Source organism: Microbacterium sp. 18062, assembly GCF_902706225.1.
Taxonomy (GTDB): Bacteria; Actinomycetota; Actinomycetes; order Actinomycetales; family Microbacteriaceae; genus Microbacterium.
Genome location: NZ_CACSKB010000010.1, coordinates 72,438 through 88,732, shown reverse-complemented (window position 1 = coordinate 88,732; position 16,295 = coordinate 72,438). Strand labels below are relative to the sequence as shown.

Here is a 16,295-nt window from a genome sequence, read left to right as displayed (position 1 = left end):
GTCCCACCCCGCCCGCCAAGATCCTGTGGCTCGCCCGCCTCGAGCGGAGGTTCCACTCCTGGCGCGAGCGGCGCGCCCGCGCGCGCGGGCTCACGCCGACCGTCGCGGCCTTTCCGGGCTACGGCTCCGAACGGTGGGTGCGCGTGCTCGGTCGCGTCGTGATCGTCCCCGCTGGCGCCGACGCGAGAGCCGACGAGTATGCGGGCGTCCGCGGCTGGCGCAGCTTCGCCGCCGTCCCGGTCGGGTACGCGCAGGTCACCGTGACGATCGACGGCGTCGATCACGATGTGGTGGCCGATCGCGGCGGGGTCGTCGACACCGTCCTCCCGGCGCGTCTCGCCCCGGGCTGGCAGAGCATCCGCGCCACCGTCGAGAACGGGGAGGCGACTCCCATGCGGGTCCTCGTGATCGGGGACGACATCCGCTTCGGTGTGGTGTCGGACGTCGACGACACCGTGATGGTGACCGCTCTCCCCCGCCCCTTCCTGGCCGCTTGGAACTCGTTCGTCCTGAACGAGCACGCCCGGCAGCCGGTGCCCGGGATGTCGGTGCTCCTCGAGCGCGTCGTGCAGGGGAACCCGGCGGCGCCGGTGATCTATCTGTCCACGGGGGCGTGGAACATCGCGCCGACGCTCTCGCGCTTCCTCCGCCGGCACCTGTTCCCGTCGGGAGCGATGCTGCTCACCGACTGGGGCCCCACGCACGACCGTTGGTTCCGCAGCGGCAAGGAGCACAAGGCCACGAACCTCGACCGGCTCGCCCGCGAGTTCCCGAAGATCACATGGTTGCTCGTCGGCGACGACGGCCAGCGCGACGACGAGATCTACACGGCGTTCGCAGCGGCGCACCCCGCGCAGGTCGCCGCCGTCGCCATCCGACGACTGACCCCTGCGGAGGCCGTGCTCGCCGGCGGCCGCACCGTCGTCGACGACCACTCGGCGGCGTCGGTGCCGTGGGTCACCGGCGACGACGGCGCGGCGCTCCTCGACCGACTCGCCGAGGTCGGCGTCGTCCGCGGCCCCGAGGGCGCGGCATAGGCTGAACACATGTGCGGTCGTCTCGTCGTCGCGAACGTCGGCTCGCAACTGATCGACGTACTCCGGATCGACCTCGCGAACCCCGATCTGCCGCCGCCCTCGTACAACGTCGCGCCCACGAGCACGGCGGCGATCGTCCTCGATTCCGCGAAGACGGACCCGCCCACCCGACGCCTCGAGCCTGCGCGATGGGGACTCGTGCCATCGTGGGCGAAGGATCCCGGGATCGGCGCGAAGGCGTTCAACGCGCGCTCCGAGGAGCTCGAGGAGAAGCCGATGTTCCGGCAGGCCCTCATCAAGCGGCGGGCGGTCGTTCCGGCATCCGGGTACTACGAGTGGAAGCACACGGGCGAGACCAAGACCCCGCACTACATCCATCCGGCCGACGGCGCGCCGATGCTCCTCGCGGGGCTCTACGAGTGGTGGCGGGACCCGGCGAAGGCCAACGATGCGCCCGATCGCTGGCTGCTCTCCTTCACGATCCTCACGCGCGACGCGATCGGGCGCCTCGGATCCATCCACGACCGGATGCCGCTGTTCCTCGACGCCGACTTCGCCGACGCCTGGCTCGACACCGACGCGGAGAACGTCGGTGACATCCTCGACGCGGCCGTCGATGCGGCACCCGACGTCGCACGCACCCTCGAGGACCACGTCGTCTCGAGCGCCGTGGGGAACGTCCGCAACGACTCCCCCGCCCTCGTCGAGCCCGTCGCCGACGCGGACTGAGCACGACGCGCCGACGCCCTGCGCGGGGTCTCAGAGCACCGCTGCCTGAAGCCAGACGCCGAAGTCCTCGTCCGCGAGCGGGGGCGGGATGGGAACAGGATCCGGGGTCGCGGCGATCCCCTTCAACAGGAGCTCGAGGTGTCGCTGGGCGAGTCGGGGGCCGCCCGACGGCATGCTGTGGGCGATCGCGCCGATGGCGTGGGTGAGGACCGGCACGTCGGCCGCGGTGAAGTCCTCGCGGAGGGCGCCCTCGCTCTGGGCGCGCTCGACGAGGTCGGCGAGCGCCGGGACGATCCGCTCCCGCAGCACACGGAGGGCGGGCTCGGTCACCTCGGTGGCGAGCTCCATGACGGCGCGGTCGCGGGCGAGCGCACCGACGTAGAGGCGCATCAACATGGTGAGGCCGTCCCAGGCCGAGGGCTGTGCCCGGCATCGGTCGATGACGGCGGCGAGATCGTCGATCCGGTGACGGAAGATCGCCTCCACGAGCGCGGACTTGGACTCGAACCGCCGATACAGAGTGCCGACGCCGAGACCGGCGGCCTGGGCGATGTCGCCCATGCTCGCCGCGAGTCCGTCGCGGGCGAACACCGCCTCGGCGGCCTCGAGGATGCGCGCCCGGTTGCGCGCCGCATCCGTCCGCAGCGCACGCGCGGAGGTGGTGTCGGCCATGACGGAATCCTATCGTGGAGTCGTATAAACGGAATTACTCATTCCGTTTCTGTGTATGCTGGTCCGAACTCACCGTGGAGAAGAAGCCATGCCCCTGCATTCCCGCACCCCTGCCCCCCGCCTCCCCCGCGCCGTCCGGCGTCACGCGAAACAGAACGGACTCCCGCCGGCGCGTCCGTTCTCGGTGGCCCCTGCACGGATCCCCATGCGCGACGGCGTGACGCTCGGCGCAGACGTGTACTCGCCCGCGGACGCCTCCCGGGGCGTTCTGCTCACCTGGGGACCGTACGGGCGCGGCGCTTACATCGCACGGTCCGCCGCGACGGTGTGGGCCGCGCAGGGATACACCGTGGTGCTCGCCAGCAGCCGCGGCACCGCCGATTCCGGAGGCGACTTGGACCCGCAGCGGACCGAAGTCGAGGACGGTCACGACATCGTCGCGTGGATGCGGCAGCAGTCCTGGTACGCCGGCCGGTTCGCGACCGTGGGCGGCTCGTACCTCGCACACACCCAGTGGGCGCTGCTCGACGACCCCGAACCCGACCACGTCGCCGCCGTGACCATGGTGGGCCCGCACGACTTCGCCCGCCACGCCTGGGGCACGGGCACGTTCAGACTCGACTTCTTCGGCTGGGCCGAGCAGATCGTCCTGCAGAAGAGCGGCAGTACGCTCAAGGCGCTCGTCGGCATCGTCACCTCGACCCGCCGGCTGCGTCCGATCCTCCGCTCCGCGCCGCTGGTCGACGCCGCCGAAGCCCACTTCGGCGACCGGGCGCCGTGGTTCCGGGAACGCCTGACCCGCGACGACATCGACACCGACTACTGGACGCCGATGCGACACGGCGGGTCTCTCGAGCGCGCCACCCTCCCGATCCTGATCCAAGGCGGCTGGCAGGACATCTTCCTCCCCCAGACGATCGAGCAGTATCGCACCCTCCGGGCTCGGGGCGTCGAGGTCGCCCTCACGGTCGGCCCGTGGGTCCACATCGCCCTGCGCTCCGGCGCCGGAGCCGTCATGATGCCCGAGACCCTCGACTGGCTCGACACGCACCTCGCCGGCATCACGGATTCCACCCGGCCCGAGCGGGTGCGCGCCTACGACAAGGGCGCCGAGCGGTGGGTGGGCCTCGACGACTGGCGGACCGGCACTGACCTCGCCGTGCTGCGCCTGGGCGCCGACGGCGGCCTCTCCCCCGCGACCGACGCCGCGGAGGGCGAGCGCTCCTTCGTGTTCGACCCCGAGGATCCCACCCCGACGGTGGGCGGAAACCTCATCGCGGGCGGCGGCTACGTCGACGACCGGAAGCTGGGCGCGCGCGAGGACGTCCTCGTGTACACCTCGGAGCCGTTTCCCGCATCCCGCACGATCGCCGGCGCCCCGGTGGTCGAGCTCGCGCATCGGACGCAGCATCCCGATGCCGACCTGTTCGTCCGGGTGGGCGATGTGGACCCTAAAGGCCGCTCGACGAACATCACGGACGGATACGTCCGCCTCGTCGGCCCCCACGATCGCGCCGCCCTCGCACTGTTCGAGACCCTCTACACGATCAAGGCCGGCCACCGCCTGCGGCTGACCGTGGCCGGCGGCTCGTTCCCGCAGTTCGCGCGCAACTCCGGCACCGGACAGAACCCCGCCACGGCTGCCACGATGGTGACGAACACCCACACCATCTCGCACGGCGGCGCATCGGTCCTGCGCGTGCCGTTCCTCGACACGAACGGGAGCTGACCGGCGGGCGCGACGCGACGAAGCCCCGGCGAAAGCGGTTCCGCGCCCCTTCGTCTCGGAGCTTGCGCTCAGGAACCGCGAGCGGAGCGAGATGAAGCGTGCGTACGCTCCGGTCAGCGCTGCGAGATCGCCGACGCGAGGCGCCGGATGCCGTAGGCGAACGCCTCGTCGACCTCGCCGCCGAGGCGGAACGCGCCGTTCAGCTCCATCGAGATGAAGCCGGTCGCCCACGCGGTGACGGTCCGCGCGGCCTCCAGGGCGTGCTCGCGGCCGGCCAGTTCGGCGACCACCTCGAACAGGGGCGCCCCGGCCGCCTCGAGCTGCGTCCGGTCGAGACGGATGTCGTCGGGCGCGAAGACCAGACCGTACGACGCCGGGCGGGACCGCGCGAACTCACGCAACGCTCTGGCGAGCGCATCGAGACGAGCGCAGGCGTCGCCGGCGCCGTCCGCTCCGGCCAGCCGCACGCGCAGATCGGCGACGGCGGCCTCGGCGACCAGCGCGAGAAGCTCGTCACGATTGCGCACCCGCTTGTAGAGCGAAGGGGCACGCACGCCGACCTTCTCCGCGACGGCGGCCATCGTCACGGCGGCGAGTCCGCCGGATTCGAGCAGGTCGCCCGCTGCGGCGACGATGGCGGGCAGGGACGTGCGTTCGGGAGCAGGCACACGTCGAGTATAGCTATTGCGCATAGCCATGATGGCTATTTATCGTAGCCATCATGGAACTCGCCCCCGGACTCCACCGCCTCGGCAACGATCTCGTCGCCGCATACCTTATCGTGACCGATGAGGGCGTCACCGTGATCGACGCCGGGCTCGCCGGCCACTGGCGCGACCTGACCCGCGAACTCGCCGAGATCGGGCGTGCGCCCGCCGATGTCCGCGGCGTCGTGCTCACGCACGGCGATTCCGATCACATCGGGTTCGCGGAGCGGCTGCGGCGCGAGCACGGGGTGCCGGTGCACGTGCACGCCGCGGATGCCGCCCGCGCCCGCGGTCTGGAGTCGACCAAGCCCGGATGGGGCAGCGTCCGCCTCGGACCGGTGCTGCGGTTCCTCGCCTACTCGATCCGCAAGGGCGGGCTGCGCACGACCCCTCTCCGCGAGGTCCACGAGCTGACGGACGGCCGGGTGCTCGACCTGCCCGGCGCACCGGAGATCATAGGACTGCCCGGCCATTCGCCCGGCAGCGTCGCTGTGCACGTGCCCGCGGTCCGCACGGTGTTCGTCGGCGACGCGCTCACCACCGGCCACGTGCTCACCGGACGTCGGGGGCCACAGCCGGCGCCGTTCACCGACGACCAGAAGGCTGCGGCCGGATCCCTCGCGCGCCTCGAGTCACTGCGGGTGGACTGGGTGCTGCCCGGCCACGGTGCACCCTGGCACGGCAGCATCCCCGACCTCCTGTCGGCCTACCGGGCGGCGGACGCCCCTCACGTCGGCTGAGGCCCGCGCTCCCGCGTCCTGCACCACGGATCGCCGGGCGTGAACGCACGGCACGATATGCTCCCCCCGTTGCACTGAGCATCACCCGCAGCTGGACTCGGCCACGGCAAGGCCGCCGTCCGGACGGGGAACCGGGCGAATCGGAGAAGACCGATGGAGCGCAGTGACTCCGCAGCGCGGGCGCGGGCCGCCGCGCTGGATGCCGAGATCGGTCCCGTGAGCTGGGCCGAGCCCGTCCCGGGCGCCGAGCGGTCGTCCTTCCGAGCGGCGAGCGGGTCCCTCGCCGTCGTCTCCCTCGGCGACCCGGATTCCCCGCGCGTGGTGCTGGTGCCCGGGCTGACGGGGTCGAAGGAGGACTTCGCGCTGATGCTCCCCCAGCTCGCCGCAGCGGGGTTCTTCGTTCAGACCCTCGATCTGCCCGGACAGTACGAATCCGCGTCGGCCGGTCCGTCGGACGGCGCCTCGTTCACCTGGGATCTCTTCGTCGATGACCTGGTCGACTTCCTCGCCGCCGGCGGCCCGGCGCATCTGGTGGGGTACTCGTTCGCGGGCACGGTGGCGGAGCTGGTCGCCGTGCGGCGCCCGGATCTGGTGCGGTCCCTGACGCTGCTGGCGACCCCGCCGGGGTCGGGCAACGTGTTCCGGCTCATGCGATGGATCGGCCCCCTCGCCCCGCTCGCCAGCGCCCGCGTCGGTGCAGCGCTGATGATCTGGGGAATCGTGACGAACAAGAACCGGGTCTCTCCGGAGCGGCTGGCGTTCGTGCGCTCGCGATTCGCGCTCACGGACCGCCGCAGCGTCGATGACGTCATCGGCCTGATGATGAAGACGCCGGACGTCCGTCGAGAGCTCCGCGAACGAGCCATCCCGACCGCAGTGGCCGCGGGACGTAGAGACCTCTGGTCACTCGACCGCCACGCGTGCTTCGCCGAAGACCTCGGCGCCCGCTTCTGGGCGTACGACACCGGCCACAGCCCGTGCGAGACGACCCCGCACCAGTTCTGCCTGGATCTCATCGATCACTTCGCGCGCGCCGACGACCCGCCGCGCGGCGCCTCTCCGCTCGGCGGTTCCACGGCGCCTGGGCAGGCCAGTGCAGGCGCACCGTCGGCAGCACCCACGACAGTCGGCGCTTCAGCGCCGCCCACGTCGCGAAAGGCCGCGAGGATACCCCGACGACGAGATCGCGGTCGCGCCTGACCGTCATGTCGGGCGCGACCAGGAACGAGAGCTCGAGGTCGTCGTGGATGTCCCGGCGGGAACGGTGCATCCCGTCCCGCACGGATCGCCAGGCGTCCGCGCGCATCGCCATGTTGGAGCCGAACAGCGGCGGATGCCCGAGCGCCGGGGTCAGGACCGCATACATCCCGCCGATGTAGAGGTGGCGTCCGATCCAGTGCACGAGCGGACACGCCCCGTAGAAGATCGCCTCGCCGGTGAGGAAGTCGAGGCCGGGGTCGCCGGCGAACGCGTCCTCGATCCGGGCGATCCAGTCCTCCCGTGGAACGGAGTCGGCGTCCAGGCGCGCGATCACGTCGCCACGGGCTGCGTCGTAGCCGGCCGATGCGGCCCGCGGAATGCCGGCGATCGGCACCGACACGACTCGCGCCCCGAAACGCGCCGCGACGGCGGCGCTGTCGTCGCTGCTGCCGTTGTCGACCACCACGATCTCCCCGGGGCGTCGATCCTGCAGAGTCAACGCCGTGAGGCACCGGTGGAGAAGAACCGCGTCGTCACGCACGGGGATGACCACCGCCACCGTGTCCGCCTCGCGCACCCTCACCATCCGCGTGTTCCCCGTCGGCGGAAGACCGTCCTCGCGCGGGCGACCGCACGGATCGTCACGCGCTCACCCATAGGCGGCACCGCGGCACAGCCCATGGGTCACGCCACCAGCGTAGCGCCGCCGCACGAGCACGAGACCGCGCCGCCGCGCCGTGGCCGGTACGGGCATCGCTCCGTCCGACGCACACCGCTCACGCGCGCCGGCGATGCCGGTCACAGACCGGGCGTCTCCAGGATGGGGGTGTCGACACCCCGATACCGCTCCACGAGGTGCACCTCGACCTCCCCGAGCGTCATCGGGCGCAGGGTCGCCGCGACAGCCGCGATGTCCTCCGCTGTGGCGGGTCCCCGTCCCGCCGACGGTCTGCACGTGCCATTCATCGGTGGAGTTCACGACGAGGAGCCGCTCACCATCGACGAACGCCACGCCCGGTCGAGCGGCTGGAAGCCGTGTGGGAACAAGGCGGGGTGTCGGCGAGTCTGCTGGTTTGGCAGATTCGGGGCTTGCCGGGGTCGTCGCGGAGCCAAGGAGGCGGAGTCGAACACCTCTGACGCTGGGCTGTCGTCTTCAAGGTCCTCGATCCAGGTCGCCCACGTCGCGGCCTGGATCACGTCCTCGGGATCGATCCCGTGCTTCAACGCCGACGGGTGAACTCTCACGCCGATGCCAAGGCCTCGCGGATCACCTCAGAGCGAGACTTCCCCTCCCGGCCCGCTCGAGCATCAAGAGCGGCTATCTCGTCTGCGGTGAGGCGCAACGCGATGACCTGCGACGGCTCAGCGCCGCGGCCAGGCCGCCCGCGCCCGCGCTTCTTCAGCGCCGCGATGTCGTACCCGGCCTCGGCCTCACCGCGCAGTATGCCGGCCTGACGGCAGGTGCCCTTTCGACATGAGTCGAACCGGCTGTATCGCACTTCCACCGGTAGGCGTGGCGTGCGAAACGCACCGGCGCCTACGCTGATCGCGATCATCGAGCCAGGAGGCCGCATGCCGAACCGTCTGAAGCGCAGTTGGCAGCACGCCGAGCCCGACCCGGTCGAGCCCGGGACGAAGCCGCTCAAGCACGGGCTACTCATCTCGTTCACGCTGCCGACGATCGTCCTCGGTGTCATGCACGGACCCGAGGGCCTCATCCAGGGCGTGTACGCCGAGCACGCGGGCATCTCGCTCGGCTCGCTTGCCCTGGCGCTGCTGCTGACGAAGGTGTTCGACGCAGTCACCTATCCGCTCATCGGCTCGCTCTCGGATCGAACGTACGCACGGACGGGGTCACGGCGGAGCTGGCTCATCGCGGGCACCGCGCTGTCGGTCGTGGGCATCTGGTTCCTTCTACGCCCACCGGGTGACGTCGACGTATGGTATTTCGGGATCTGGATGGCGGTGACATACCTCGGCTGGAAGATCATCGAGATCCCGCTGCAGGCGTGGAGCTATGTGCTCACCAGCGACTACAAGCAGCGCGCCCGCGTACAGGGATGGCGCGGAATGGGGCAGGTTTTTGGGCAGCTGCTCTTCTTCCTCATTCCGCTGCTGGCGATGCAAGTGGGCGTGTCGGACACGACCGAGCTGAACTTCGACAGCCTCGGTCTCGCCGCGATCATCTGTGTCGTGGCACTTCCGCTCGCCTCCCTGGTGCTGATTCTGCGTGTACCCAACCGCGACCCCTTGCTTCCGCCCCAGATCGCCGAGCCCGGCACGCGGATGCGCTGGCGTGAGCTATGGGCGTCGATCCGCACGAACCCGCCGCTCCTGCGACTCCTGGCCGCGTTCCTCCCCGTCAATCTCCTCACCGGGATGTCGGGAGGCCTGGTGTACCTGTACATGGACACGTACTTGGGTTTGGGTGCTCAGCTTCCCGCGATCCTCGGAATCGCGCTCCTGACCGCCATCCTCGGCATCCCCATCTGGACCGCGCTGTCGGGCCGCTTCGAACGGCACCGCGTCTGGGCCGTCGCCCTGGTCCTGGGCGGACTCGCCTGCGCGTCGCTCGCGCTCGTGTCGCCCGGCCACGCGTCCGCCGCCATCTGCTTCATGCTCTACCCGGTGGTCACGCTGGTCCTCGCGGGAACGGTCGCGGTGTACACGATGTCGGCTGACATCGTCGACTACGGCCGCCTCCACACAGGTCGGGACCACGGCGGACTGTACGGTTCGATGTTCGCGTTCCTGCAGAAGTCGCTCCAGGGCGTGTCGGCCGCGATCGGACTTGCGCTCGTCGGCGCGTTCGGCTTCGACGCGACGAGTGCGACGCAGACCATGTCTGCCGTCATCGGCATCAAGATCGGTTTCGCACTCGCGCCCGCTCTCGGGTTGCTCGCCGCTGCCGCGATCATCTGGAACTACCCGCTCAATCGCGCCAAGGTCTCCGAGATCCAGATCAAGCTCGCCGCCCGCGACGCAGCCGAAGCGGCGGCTGAACCGCTCACGGGCACGCCGTCGATCGCGACGGATGCCACAACCCCGGCGGATGCGCTGGGCCCACGCGCCGACGACACGAAGCAGACGGACTCATGACCGGCATCCCCCTCATCGCGACGAATCGCCCCGCCGCGCGAGGCTCGTCGCTGCGACCGGGCCACGGATCGCGCACCTCACCATGTCGAGCGCTGAGTATTTTCGACAGTTGTCGAAAACCTTCGGCCACCCCGGCGACTGAGTGGCGATGACGCAGCGCGTCGCTCCCGCCTAGCGTTAGTCGGAGCGACGCGCTGCAAGAAGCGGATGCACTGCAACGAGCGTCCGTGCACGGGCTGCGCAGGAGGAGGAGCATGGATCAGCACACCACCGACACCGGCACCGTCCGCGCGGACGAGGTGAGCGCGCGCACAGCGATCGACGAGGTGTGGCAGATCGTCTCGCACGCGCTGCTCGTCGACAGCGAGCCCGACGGCCGTATCGAGCTGCCAGACGTCGGGTTCGCCGCCATCGAAGAGCGTTCCCTCGCGGGCGCGGACCTGGTCGCCCGCATCGACGGGATCGACGCCTCCGATCTCCCCGCCGATGTCGCGCTCTCGCTCTCTGTCGCGCGCCACCTCGCCGCCGGCTGGTCGCGCGAGAAGGACTGGTACTGGCTCGCGTTCGACCCGATGGGTGTCGGCTTCTTCTCGATGTTCGCTCCTTCCGCGTATTCCGGCGGGTTCCTGCTCACCCACGTTCATCAGGCGCTCACCGTCGTCTCGCTGACGGATGAGGCGGATGTCGCGCAGCACCTCGACCTCATCAACGACTACGCGCGCCTCATCCGACAGTTCACCGAACGCACGAGCGGACAGGCCGAACGCGGGATCCACATGCCCGCGCAGCAGCTCGAGAGCGCGGTCGCCCTCGTCGCCGGCTTGAAATCCGGGGGCGTCACGGCGCTTTGCGCAGTGGCCGAGCGGTCGGCAGACACCGTGTCCGTGGCCGACCGAGACCGCATCGACGCGCGCGTCGCGTCGCTCGTCGAACCCGCCTACGACGAGCTCGTCGCCCTGCTGAGCGATCCCGCGTACGCGGCGAGCGCGCCCGACAGCGTGGGCATCGGCAGCTACCCAGGCGGGGACAGCATCTACGCCGAGCTCGTCCGGATGCACACGACCCTCGAGCTGTCTGCGCAAGAGGTGCACGAGCGCGGGGTCGCGCGCATGGCGCGCATCGAGAGCGAGATGCGCGAGTTGCTCGCCGAGGTGGGCTTCGCGGGATCGTCCGCCGAATATCTCGCCGCCCTGGCGGAAGACCCTGAGTGGTGCGCGACGACGGACGAGGGCATCGCGGCGCACTTCCAGCGGTACATCGACCGGTTCGCCCCGGAGGCCGAGAACTACTTCGGCAGACTGCCCGAGGCCGGCTACGGCGTCGAGCCGCTTCCGGCTGCCGTCGAGAAGTCGATGACGTTCGGCTACTACGCGCCACCCCAAACCCATCAGGATCGAGGCGTGTATCGCTTCAACGGTGCGAACCTATCGGAGACGTCGCTCGCGAACATCGCCGCGCTCAACTACCACGAGCTCGTGCCCGGACACCACCTCCAGTTCGCACTGCAGCGCGAGACGACCGATGTGCACCCGCTCCGGCAGCACGCGGAGGCGACGGCCTTCACGGAGGGCTGGGCCGAGTACGCGGCGCGTTTCGCCGGCGAGATCGGCATGTACCGCACGCCGCAGGAGCGGTTCGGTCGGCTCATGATGGAGGCGTTCCTCACGTCGCGGCTCGTCGTCGACACCGCAATGAACGCCCTCGGCTGGAGCCTCGAACGCGGTCGTGACTATATGCGGGAGCACTCCTTCATGGGCGCGACCGAGATCGACTCCGAGACCCTGCGGTACTCATGCGACCTGCCGGCGCAGGCCCTCGCCTACAAGCTCGGCGATGACTTCCTCTTTGAGCTGCGGGAGGACCTGCGGGCGACGAAGAGCGACGACTTCCGCATCGCCGACTTCCACGACGCCGTGCTCCGTGCGGCGGGTCTGCCGCTCCCCATCGTCGCGGACTACGTGCGAAGCGAGCTCGCGTGAGCGCGGCTCCGCCGACGATGCTCGCGAGATATCGGCGGGCGGCGGCGCTCGCGCCCGAGAAGCTCCCTGACCTCATGCGCAACCGTCGCGTCACCCCCGAGTGGACGGGGGCAGGCGATGCGTTCTGGTACCGCAGACAGACCGAGAGCGGCGAGGAGTACGTGCTCGTAGATCCCGTCGCCGAGACCCGTGCCGTGGCATCCACGCTCGCGGGACTCGGCGTGCAGGGATCGACCCCGCACACGAGGCCAGGCGTTCTCGAAGGACCCGACGGCCGCGGACTGCGCCGGCGCGACCACAACCTCTGGCTCGTCGACAGCGACGACGACGAGACGCAGCTGACGTTCGACGGAGAGCCCGGCTTCGCGTGGGGCGAGCTGTCGTCCGACAACAACATGGTCGTGCCGTTCCGCCGCATGGCCCTCGACCTGCCACCCTCTGGCACGGTCCACTCCCCGTCGGGCCGCCGGGTGATCACCCTCCGCCCCGACGAGCGGGGCATGGCGGTCAAGCACATGGTCGAGAACGTCCCGCCCTCGGGTGAGGCCCGCCCGCTCGTGCACGCGTGGCCCGTGCAGCTCGACGATGAGGGCGACCCACCTGCGTTCGAATGCCGCATCATCGATCTCGACACGGGCGAGAGCGTGGCGGTGGATGCCGCGGATGGCCTCATCTCGCAGCTCATGGTCAACGGCAGCAGCGAGATCACCTGGTCGAGCGATGAGTCTCATCTCTACCTGCTCCACCATCGCCAGGGCGGTTCACGCGCTGCCCTCGTCGAGGTGGACACCAGGACGGGGCAGCGGCGAGACGTACTCGTCCTGGATGAGGGACCACTCTACGAGCCGAACCAGTTCCTCTACAGCCTTCCGCTCGTGTGCGTGCTGCCCGAGACCGGTGAAGCCCTGCTCTTCTCCCAGCGCGACGGCTGGGGGCACCTCTACCTCTACGACCTCGCGACGGGCGAGTGCCGCAATCGCGTGACCGACGGCGAGCTCGTCGTGCGCGACATCCTCCGTCTCGACGTCGGTGCCCGCGAGGTCACCTACCTCGCCGGCACCGCGGAAGACGACGGCAGCCCATACTGGCGGCGGGTCTACCGCGCCGGTATCGACGGCGGCACCCAGCGACTGCTCACGCCCGAGCCCGCCGACCACGAGCTCATCGCTCCCGAGCCGCAGTTCTTCCACATCGTGTTCGGGCAGGGCAAGGCGCCCGTGCAGAGCATCAGCCCGAGCGGACGGTTCTTCATCGACCATCAGTCGACCGTGAGCGACCCGCCGGTCATCCTGCTGCGCGATGCCGATGAGAGCGGCCGGATCGTCATGGAGCTCGAGCGCACCGACATCCGGCCGCTGCTCGACGCCGGCTACGTCGTGCCGCAGGCGTTCCGCGTCACGGCGAATGACGGCGTCACCGACCTGTGGGGTGTGTTGACGCTGCCCGAGGATCCGATCGACCCGACGAGCATCCCGATCATCGAGGACGTCTACGGCGGCTTCCAGACGACGCATGCGCCACACGCCTTCCTCGGCGGCACGAAGCTCTCCGCCCGCCAGATCTACCTCCCCGCCTACAGCGCCCTCGGATTCGCCGCCGTCATGCTCGACGCACGCGGCACGCCGGGTCGTGACCGCGAGTTCCGACAGTGGACGTTCCAGCACTTCCACACACCTCGCGGGCTCGAGGATCACGTGACGGCGATCTCAGAGCTCGCGCGCCGGCATCCGCAGCTCGATCTCGACCGCGTCGGGGTTGTGGGCCATTCGTACGGCGGCTACAACTCCGTGCGGATGCTGCTGATGTTCCCAGACTTCTACCAGACTGCCGTCAGCAGTGCGGGCGTGCACGTCGCGAAGAAGATGCCCCACGGTCTGTGGGACTGGCACCTCGGCGACAGCGTTGATCGCGACAGCGCCGAGTACACCGAGCTGGGCAACGTGCACCTCGTGGACCGGCTCGCCGGCGACCTGCTGATCGCGTGCGGCGAGATCGACGAGAACGCCACGGTCGACCATTCCTACGCCCTCGCCGATGCGCTCATCCGCGCCGGAAAGCGCTTCGACTTCAAGATCTGGCCGGGCGTGAACCACTACACGGTCGGCCCGTATGCGCGCATGACCTTTTGGGACCACTTCGTGAGGAGCCTGCTGGATGAGAAGCCGCCCGCCGGGTTCGTGCCCGGTTGACTCGTACCTCCGGGTAGCGCACGTCGACGGCAGCGTACGCCACCAGCCGGATCGGCACGCGCGGACTGCCTAAGCTCGGGTCCGCCGCTGGCAGCTCCGACGAGACCGATCGCCGCCTGCGAGAAGCACTCAGTCAAGGCGTGGCGCTGCTACTGGACGGCGCGCGCCGCCGCCTCGATGACGATCCCCCGATGACCACACGAGAGGAAACCCGATGACACAAGACCTCCGCGGCACCGACACGTGGAACGATGTGGAGCAGCACTTCCGCCGCATCCACGAACCCGCATTCGGGTCGCCGCACCGTCTCCTCGAGCCGAGCACGAATGCCGACGGATCGATCGTCGCGGTCACGGGGTTCGTGTATGACGAGCTGGAAGGTCTCGCGCGGCGACGTGCATACATCGCGAGCGAGCGGGAGTTGAGTTCGGTGGAGGCTGGGGGTCCGTCATCCGCCACTCCGCGTTTCTCGCCCGACGGCGCCCGCCTCGCCGTGTTGACCGATGCGACCGAGGAGGGCGTGTTCCAGCTCGTCGTGACCGACGCCTCCGGGAGCGGAGATCGCCTGGTCGCGCCCGAGGCTCCCGGCACCGTCGAGTACCTCGCGTGGGCGCCGGACGGCTCGGCGGTGCTCCTGGGCGTCGCCGGTCGAGGCGCGGATCTCTCGGGCGGCCAGGGAAGCGGCACGACGAAAGCCGTCGATGCGGACGTGCCCGTCTGGTTCCCCTCCACGGATGACGGCGCCTCGGACGATGCGTGGCGCTCGGTCTTCGTGTTCGACCTTGCCTCGCGCACACTGATCCGTTGGTCGCCCGAAGGCGTCAACGTGTGGGAGTCGGCATGGCTTGGGAGGGATGCCGTACTCGCCGTGATATCGGACGCGCCGCAGGAGGGCGCCTGGTACACGGCCACGCTCGTGAAGATCGACCGCTCGGGCGAGATCACGACCATCTACCGGCCGGCAGTGCAGCTCGGGTGGCCGTCCGCGTCCCCGTCGGGGCGGCGCGTTGCGGTCGTCGAAGCGGTCTGCTCGGATCGGTGGGTAGTCGCGGGTGATCTCCTCGTCGGCAGCGCCGAGGGTCTCGACCGCGTCGACACCCTCAAGGTGGACGTCACCGCGACGAGTTGGATCGACGAGGATCGGCTGGGCATCGTCGGCATCCGCGGCCTCGAGACCGTCGTAGCCGTGCACGACGCACGCAGCGGCGAGACGACCGAGCGGTGGGCGAGCACCGACACAAGCTGCGGCTTCCGCTATCCCGAGGCTGCGTGGACCGCCGCAGGCGACGCCATCATCATCGAGGAGGGCTACGCGCAGCCGCACCGGATCGTGGTTCTCCCCGCCGACGGCGGCGAGCCCCGGGTGCTGCAGACGATCGCCAACGCGGGGACGGATTACGTCCTCGACGTGTCGGGCACCGCCCGGACCGTGATGTGGGATGCTCCAGACGGGAAGCGTATCGAGGGGCTGCTCTGTACGCCTCCCGGCGAGGGTCCATTCCCGCTCATCGTCAACGTCCACGGCGGGCCGGTCTGGGGGTTCCGCAACTCATGGTCGATGTTCTACGCGACGACGCCGCTGTTCGTCTCGCGCGGGTATGCGGTCCTCAACCCGAACCCTCGAGGCAGCTCGGGGCGCGGCCAGGAGTTCGCGCAAGAGGTGTTCGGCGAGATGGGCGGTGCCGACACATGGGACTTCACCTCCGGAGTCGATGCGATGATCGCTCGTGGCATCGCTGATCCCGATCGCATCGGCCTCACCGGAGGCTCGTATGGTGGCTTCATGTCGAGCTGGCTGACGACACAAGACCAGCGCTGGGCGGCATCTGTCCCCATCTCCCCCGTCACCGACTGGTACAGCCAGCACTTCACGAGCAACATCCCCTACTTCGACCAGCTGTTCCTCGACGCCGATCCCGAGGTACCCGGCAACAAGGCGCACTTGCGCAGCCCCGTGTTCCAGGCGAGCAAGGTCCGTACGCCATGCCTCAACATCGCGGGCGGGCTCGACCGGTGCACTCCACCCGGACAAGCGCGGGAGTTCCACCAGGCGCTCTTGAACCACGGGGTGGAGTCGAGTCTCGCGATCTACCCACAGGAAGGCCATGGTGTGCGGGCGTTCCCCGCCTACATCGACTTCGCGACCCGCGTGCTGGACTGGTTCGAACGACACATGCCGGCCGCCGTCGGCGGTCGTCGACCCTGACGGATATC

The 16,295-nt window shown here is 69.8% G+C and carries 13 protein-coding genes and 1 pseudogene; 9 read left to right on the top strand and 5 right to left on the bottom strand.

The features are described 5' to 3' along the window. Both GVL03_RS05825 and GVL03_RS05820 read left to right on the top strand, forming a co-directional pair. On the top strand, positions 1 to 1,037 hold a 1,037-nt coding region (locus GVL03_RS05825; protein WP_373683826.1), incomplete at its 5' end, for an App1 family protein. 9 nt (positions 1,038 to 1,046) lie between these two features. Next, entirely contained in the window at positions 1,047 to 1,766 is a 720-nt protein-coding gene (locus GVL03_RS05820; RefSeq protein WP_159500045.1) for an SOS response-associated peptidase, read from the top strand. A 30-nt stretch (positions 1,767 to 1,796) separates the two neighbouring features. Here the strand turns inward: GVL03_RS05820 and GVL03_RS05815 are convergent, their stop codons facing one another. Beyond that, a complete protein-coding gene (locus tag GVL03_RS05815; RefSeq protein ID WP_159500044.1) occupies positions 1,797 to 2,438 on the bottom strand; it encodes a TetR/AcrR family transcriptional regulator in 642 nt (213 codons plus the stop codon). A gap of 205 nt (positions 2,439 to 2,643) precedes the next feature. On the opposite strand from GVL03_RS05815, the gene GVL03_RS05810 reads away from it, so the two are divergent. Beyond that, on the top strand, positions 2,644 to 4,167 hold the full coding sequence (locus GVL03_RS05810; RefSeq protein WP_159500043.1) for a CocE/NonD family hydrolase: 1,524 nt from the start codon (positions 2,644 to 2,646) through the stop codon (positions 4,165 to 4,167). A 113-nt stretch (positions 4,168 to 4,280) separates the two neighbouring features. Here GVL03_RS05810 and GVL03_RS05805 read toward each other — a convergent pair whose 3' ends face one another. Beyond that, positions 4,281 to 4,835: a TetR/AcrR family transcriptional regulator gene (locus GVL03_RS05805; protein WP_159500042.1), complete on the bottom strand. Its 555-nt coding sequence runs from the start codon at positions 4,833 to 4,835 to the stop codon at positions 4,281 to 4,283. Between the two features lie 53 nt (positions 4,836 to 4,888). Here GVL03_RS05805 and GVL03_RS05800 point away from each other — a divergent pair, with 53 nt between their 5' ends. Together GVL03_RS05800 and GVL03_RS22580 are read left to right on the top strand one after the other, a co-directional pair. After that, complete coding sequence (locus GVL03_RS05800) at positions 4,889 to 5,614, top strand: MBL fold metallo-hydrolase (RefSeq protein ID WP_159500041.1); 726 nt, start codon at positions 4,889 to 4,891, stop codon at positions 5,612 to 5,614. Positions 5,615 to 5,767: 153 nt separating this feature from the next. Beyond that, a pseudogene (locus GVL03_RS22580) lies at positions 5,768 to 6,604 on the top strand (alpha/beta fold hydrolase); the annotation flags it as partial. 22 nt (positions 6,605 to 6,626) lie between these two features. On the opposite strand, the gene GVL03_RS22260 reads toward GVL03_RS22580, so the two are convergent. The 3 genes from GVL03_RS22260 to GVL03_RS22255 all read right to left on the bottom strand — a co-directional run bounded on the left by GVL03_RS22260 (position 6,627) and on the right by GVL03_RS22255 (position 8,259). Beyond that, positions 6,627 to 7,400 carry a glycosyltransferase family 2 protein gene (locus GVL03_RS22260; RefSeq protein WP_159500039.1) on the bottom strand — a complete coding sequence of 258 codons (774 nt, stop codon included), beginning with the start codon at positions 7,398 to 7,400 and terminating at the stop codon, positions 6,627 to 6,629. A gap of 212 nt (positions 7,401 to 7,612) precedes the next feature. After that, positions 7,613 to 7,780, bottom strand: coding sequence for a hypothetical protein (locus GVL03_RS05785; RefSeq protein ID WP_159500038.1), 168 nt, complete (start codon positions 7,778 to 7,780; stop codon positions 7,613 to 7,615). A gap of 275 nt (positions 7,781 to 8,055) precedes the next feature. Beyond that, positions 8,056 to 8,259: a CopG family transcriptional regulator gene (locus GVL03_RS22255; protein ID WP_159500052.1), complete on the bottom strand. Its 204-nt coding sequence runs from the start codon at positions 8,257 to 8,259 to the stop codon at positions 8,056 to 8,058. Between the two features lie 127 nt (positions 8,260 to 8,386). Between GVL03_RS22255 and GVL03_RS05775 the strand changes: the two genes are divergently transcribed. The 4 genes from GVL03_RS05775 (at position 8,387) to GVL03_RS05760 (ending at position 16,287) form a co-directional block, all read left to right on the top strand. Next, entirely contained in the window at positions 8,387 to 9,913 is a 1,527-nt protein-coding gene (locus tag GVL03_RS05775) for an MFS transporter (RefSeq protein ID WP_159500037.1), read from the top strand. A gap of 254 nt (positions 9,914 to 10,167) precedes the next feature. Beyond that, entirely contained in the window at positions 10,168 to 11,892 is a 1,725-nt protein-coding gene (locus GVL03_RS05770) for a DUF885 family protein (protein WP_159500036.1), read from the top strand. Next, positions 11,889 to 14,081 (top strand): prolyl oligopeptidase family serine peptidase, encoded by a 2,193-nt coding sequence (locus tag GVL03_RS05765; RefSeq protein ID WP_159500035.1) that lies wholly within the window; start codon positions 11,889 to 11,891, stop codon positions 14,079 to 14,081. The genes GVL03_RS05770 and GVL03_RS05765 overlap by 4 nt, the downstream gene beginning before the upstream one ends. 214 nt (positions 14,082 to 14,295) lie before the next feature. Next, entirely contained in the window at positions 14,296 to 16,287 is a 1,992-nt protein-coding gene (locus tag GVL03_RS05760; RefSeq protein ID WP_159500034.1) for a S9 family peptidase, read from the top strand. Positions 16,288 to 16,295 lie beyond the last annotated feature (8 nt).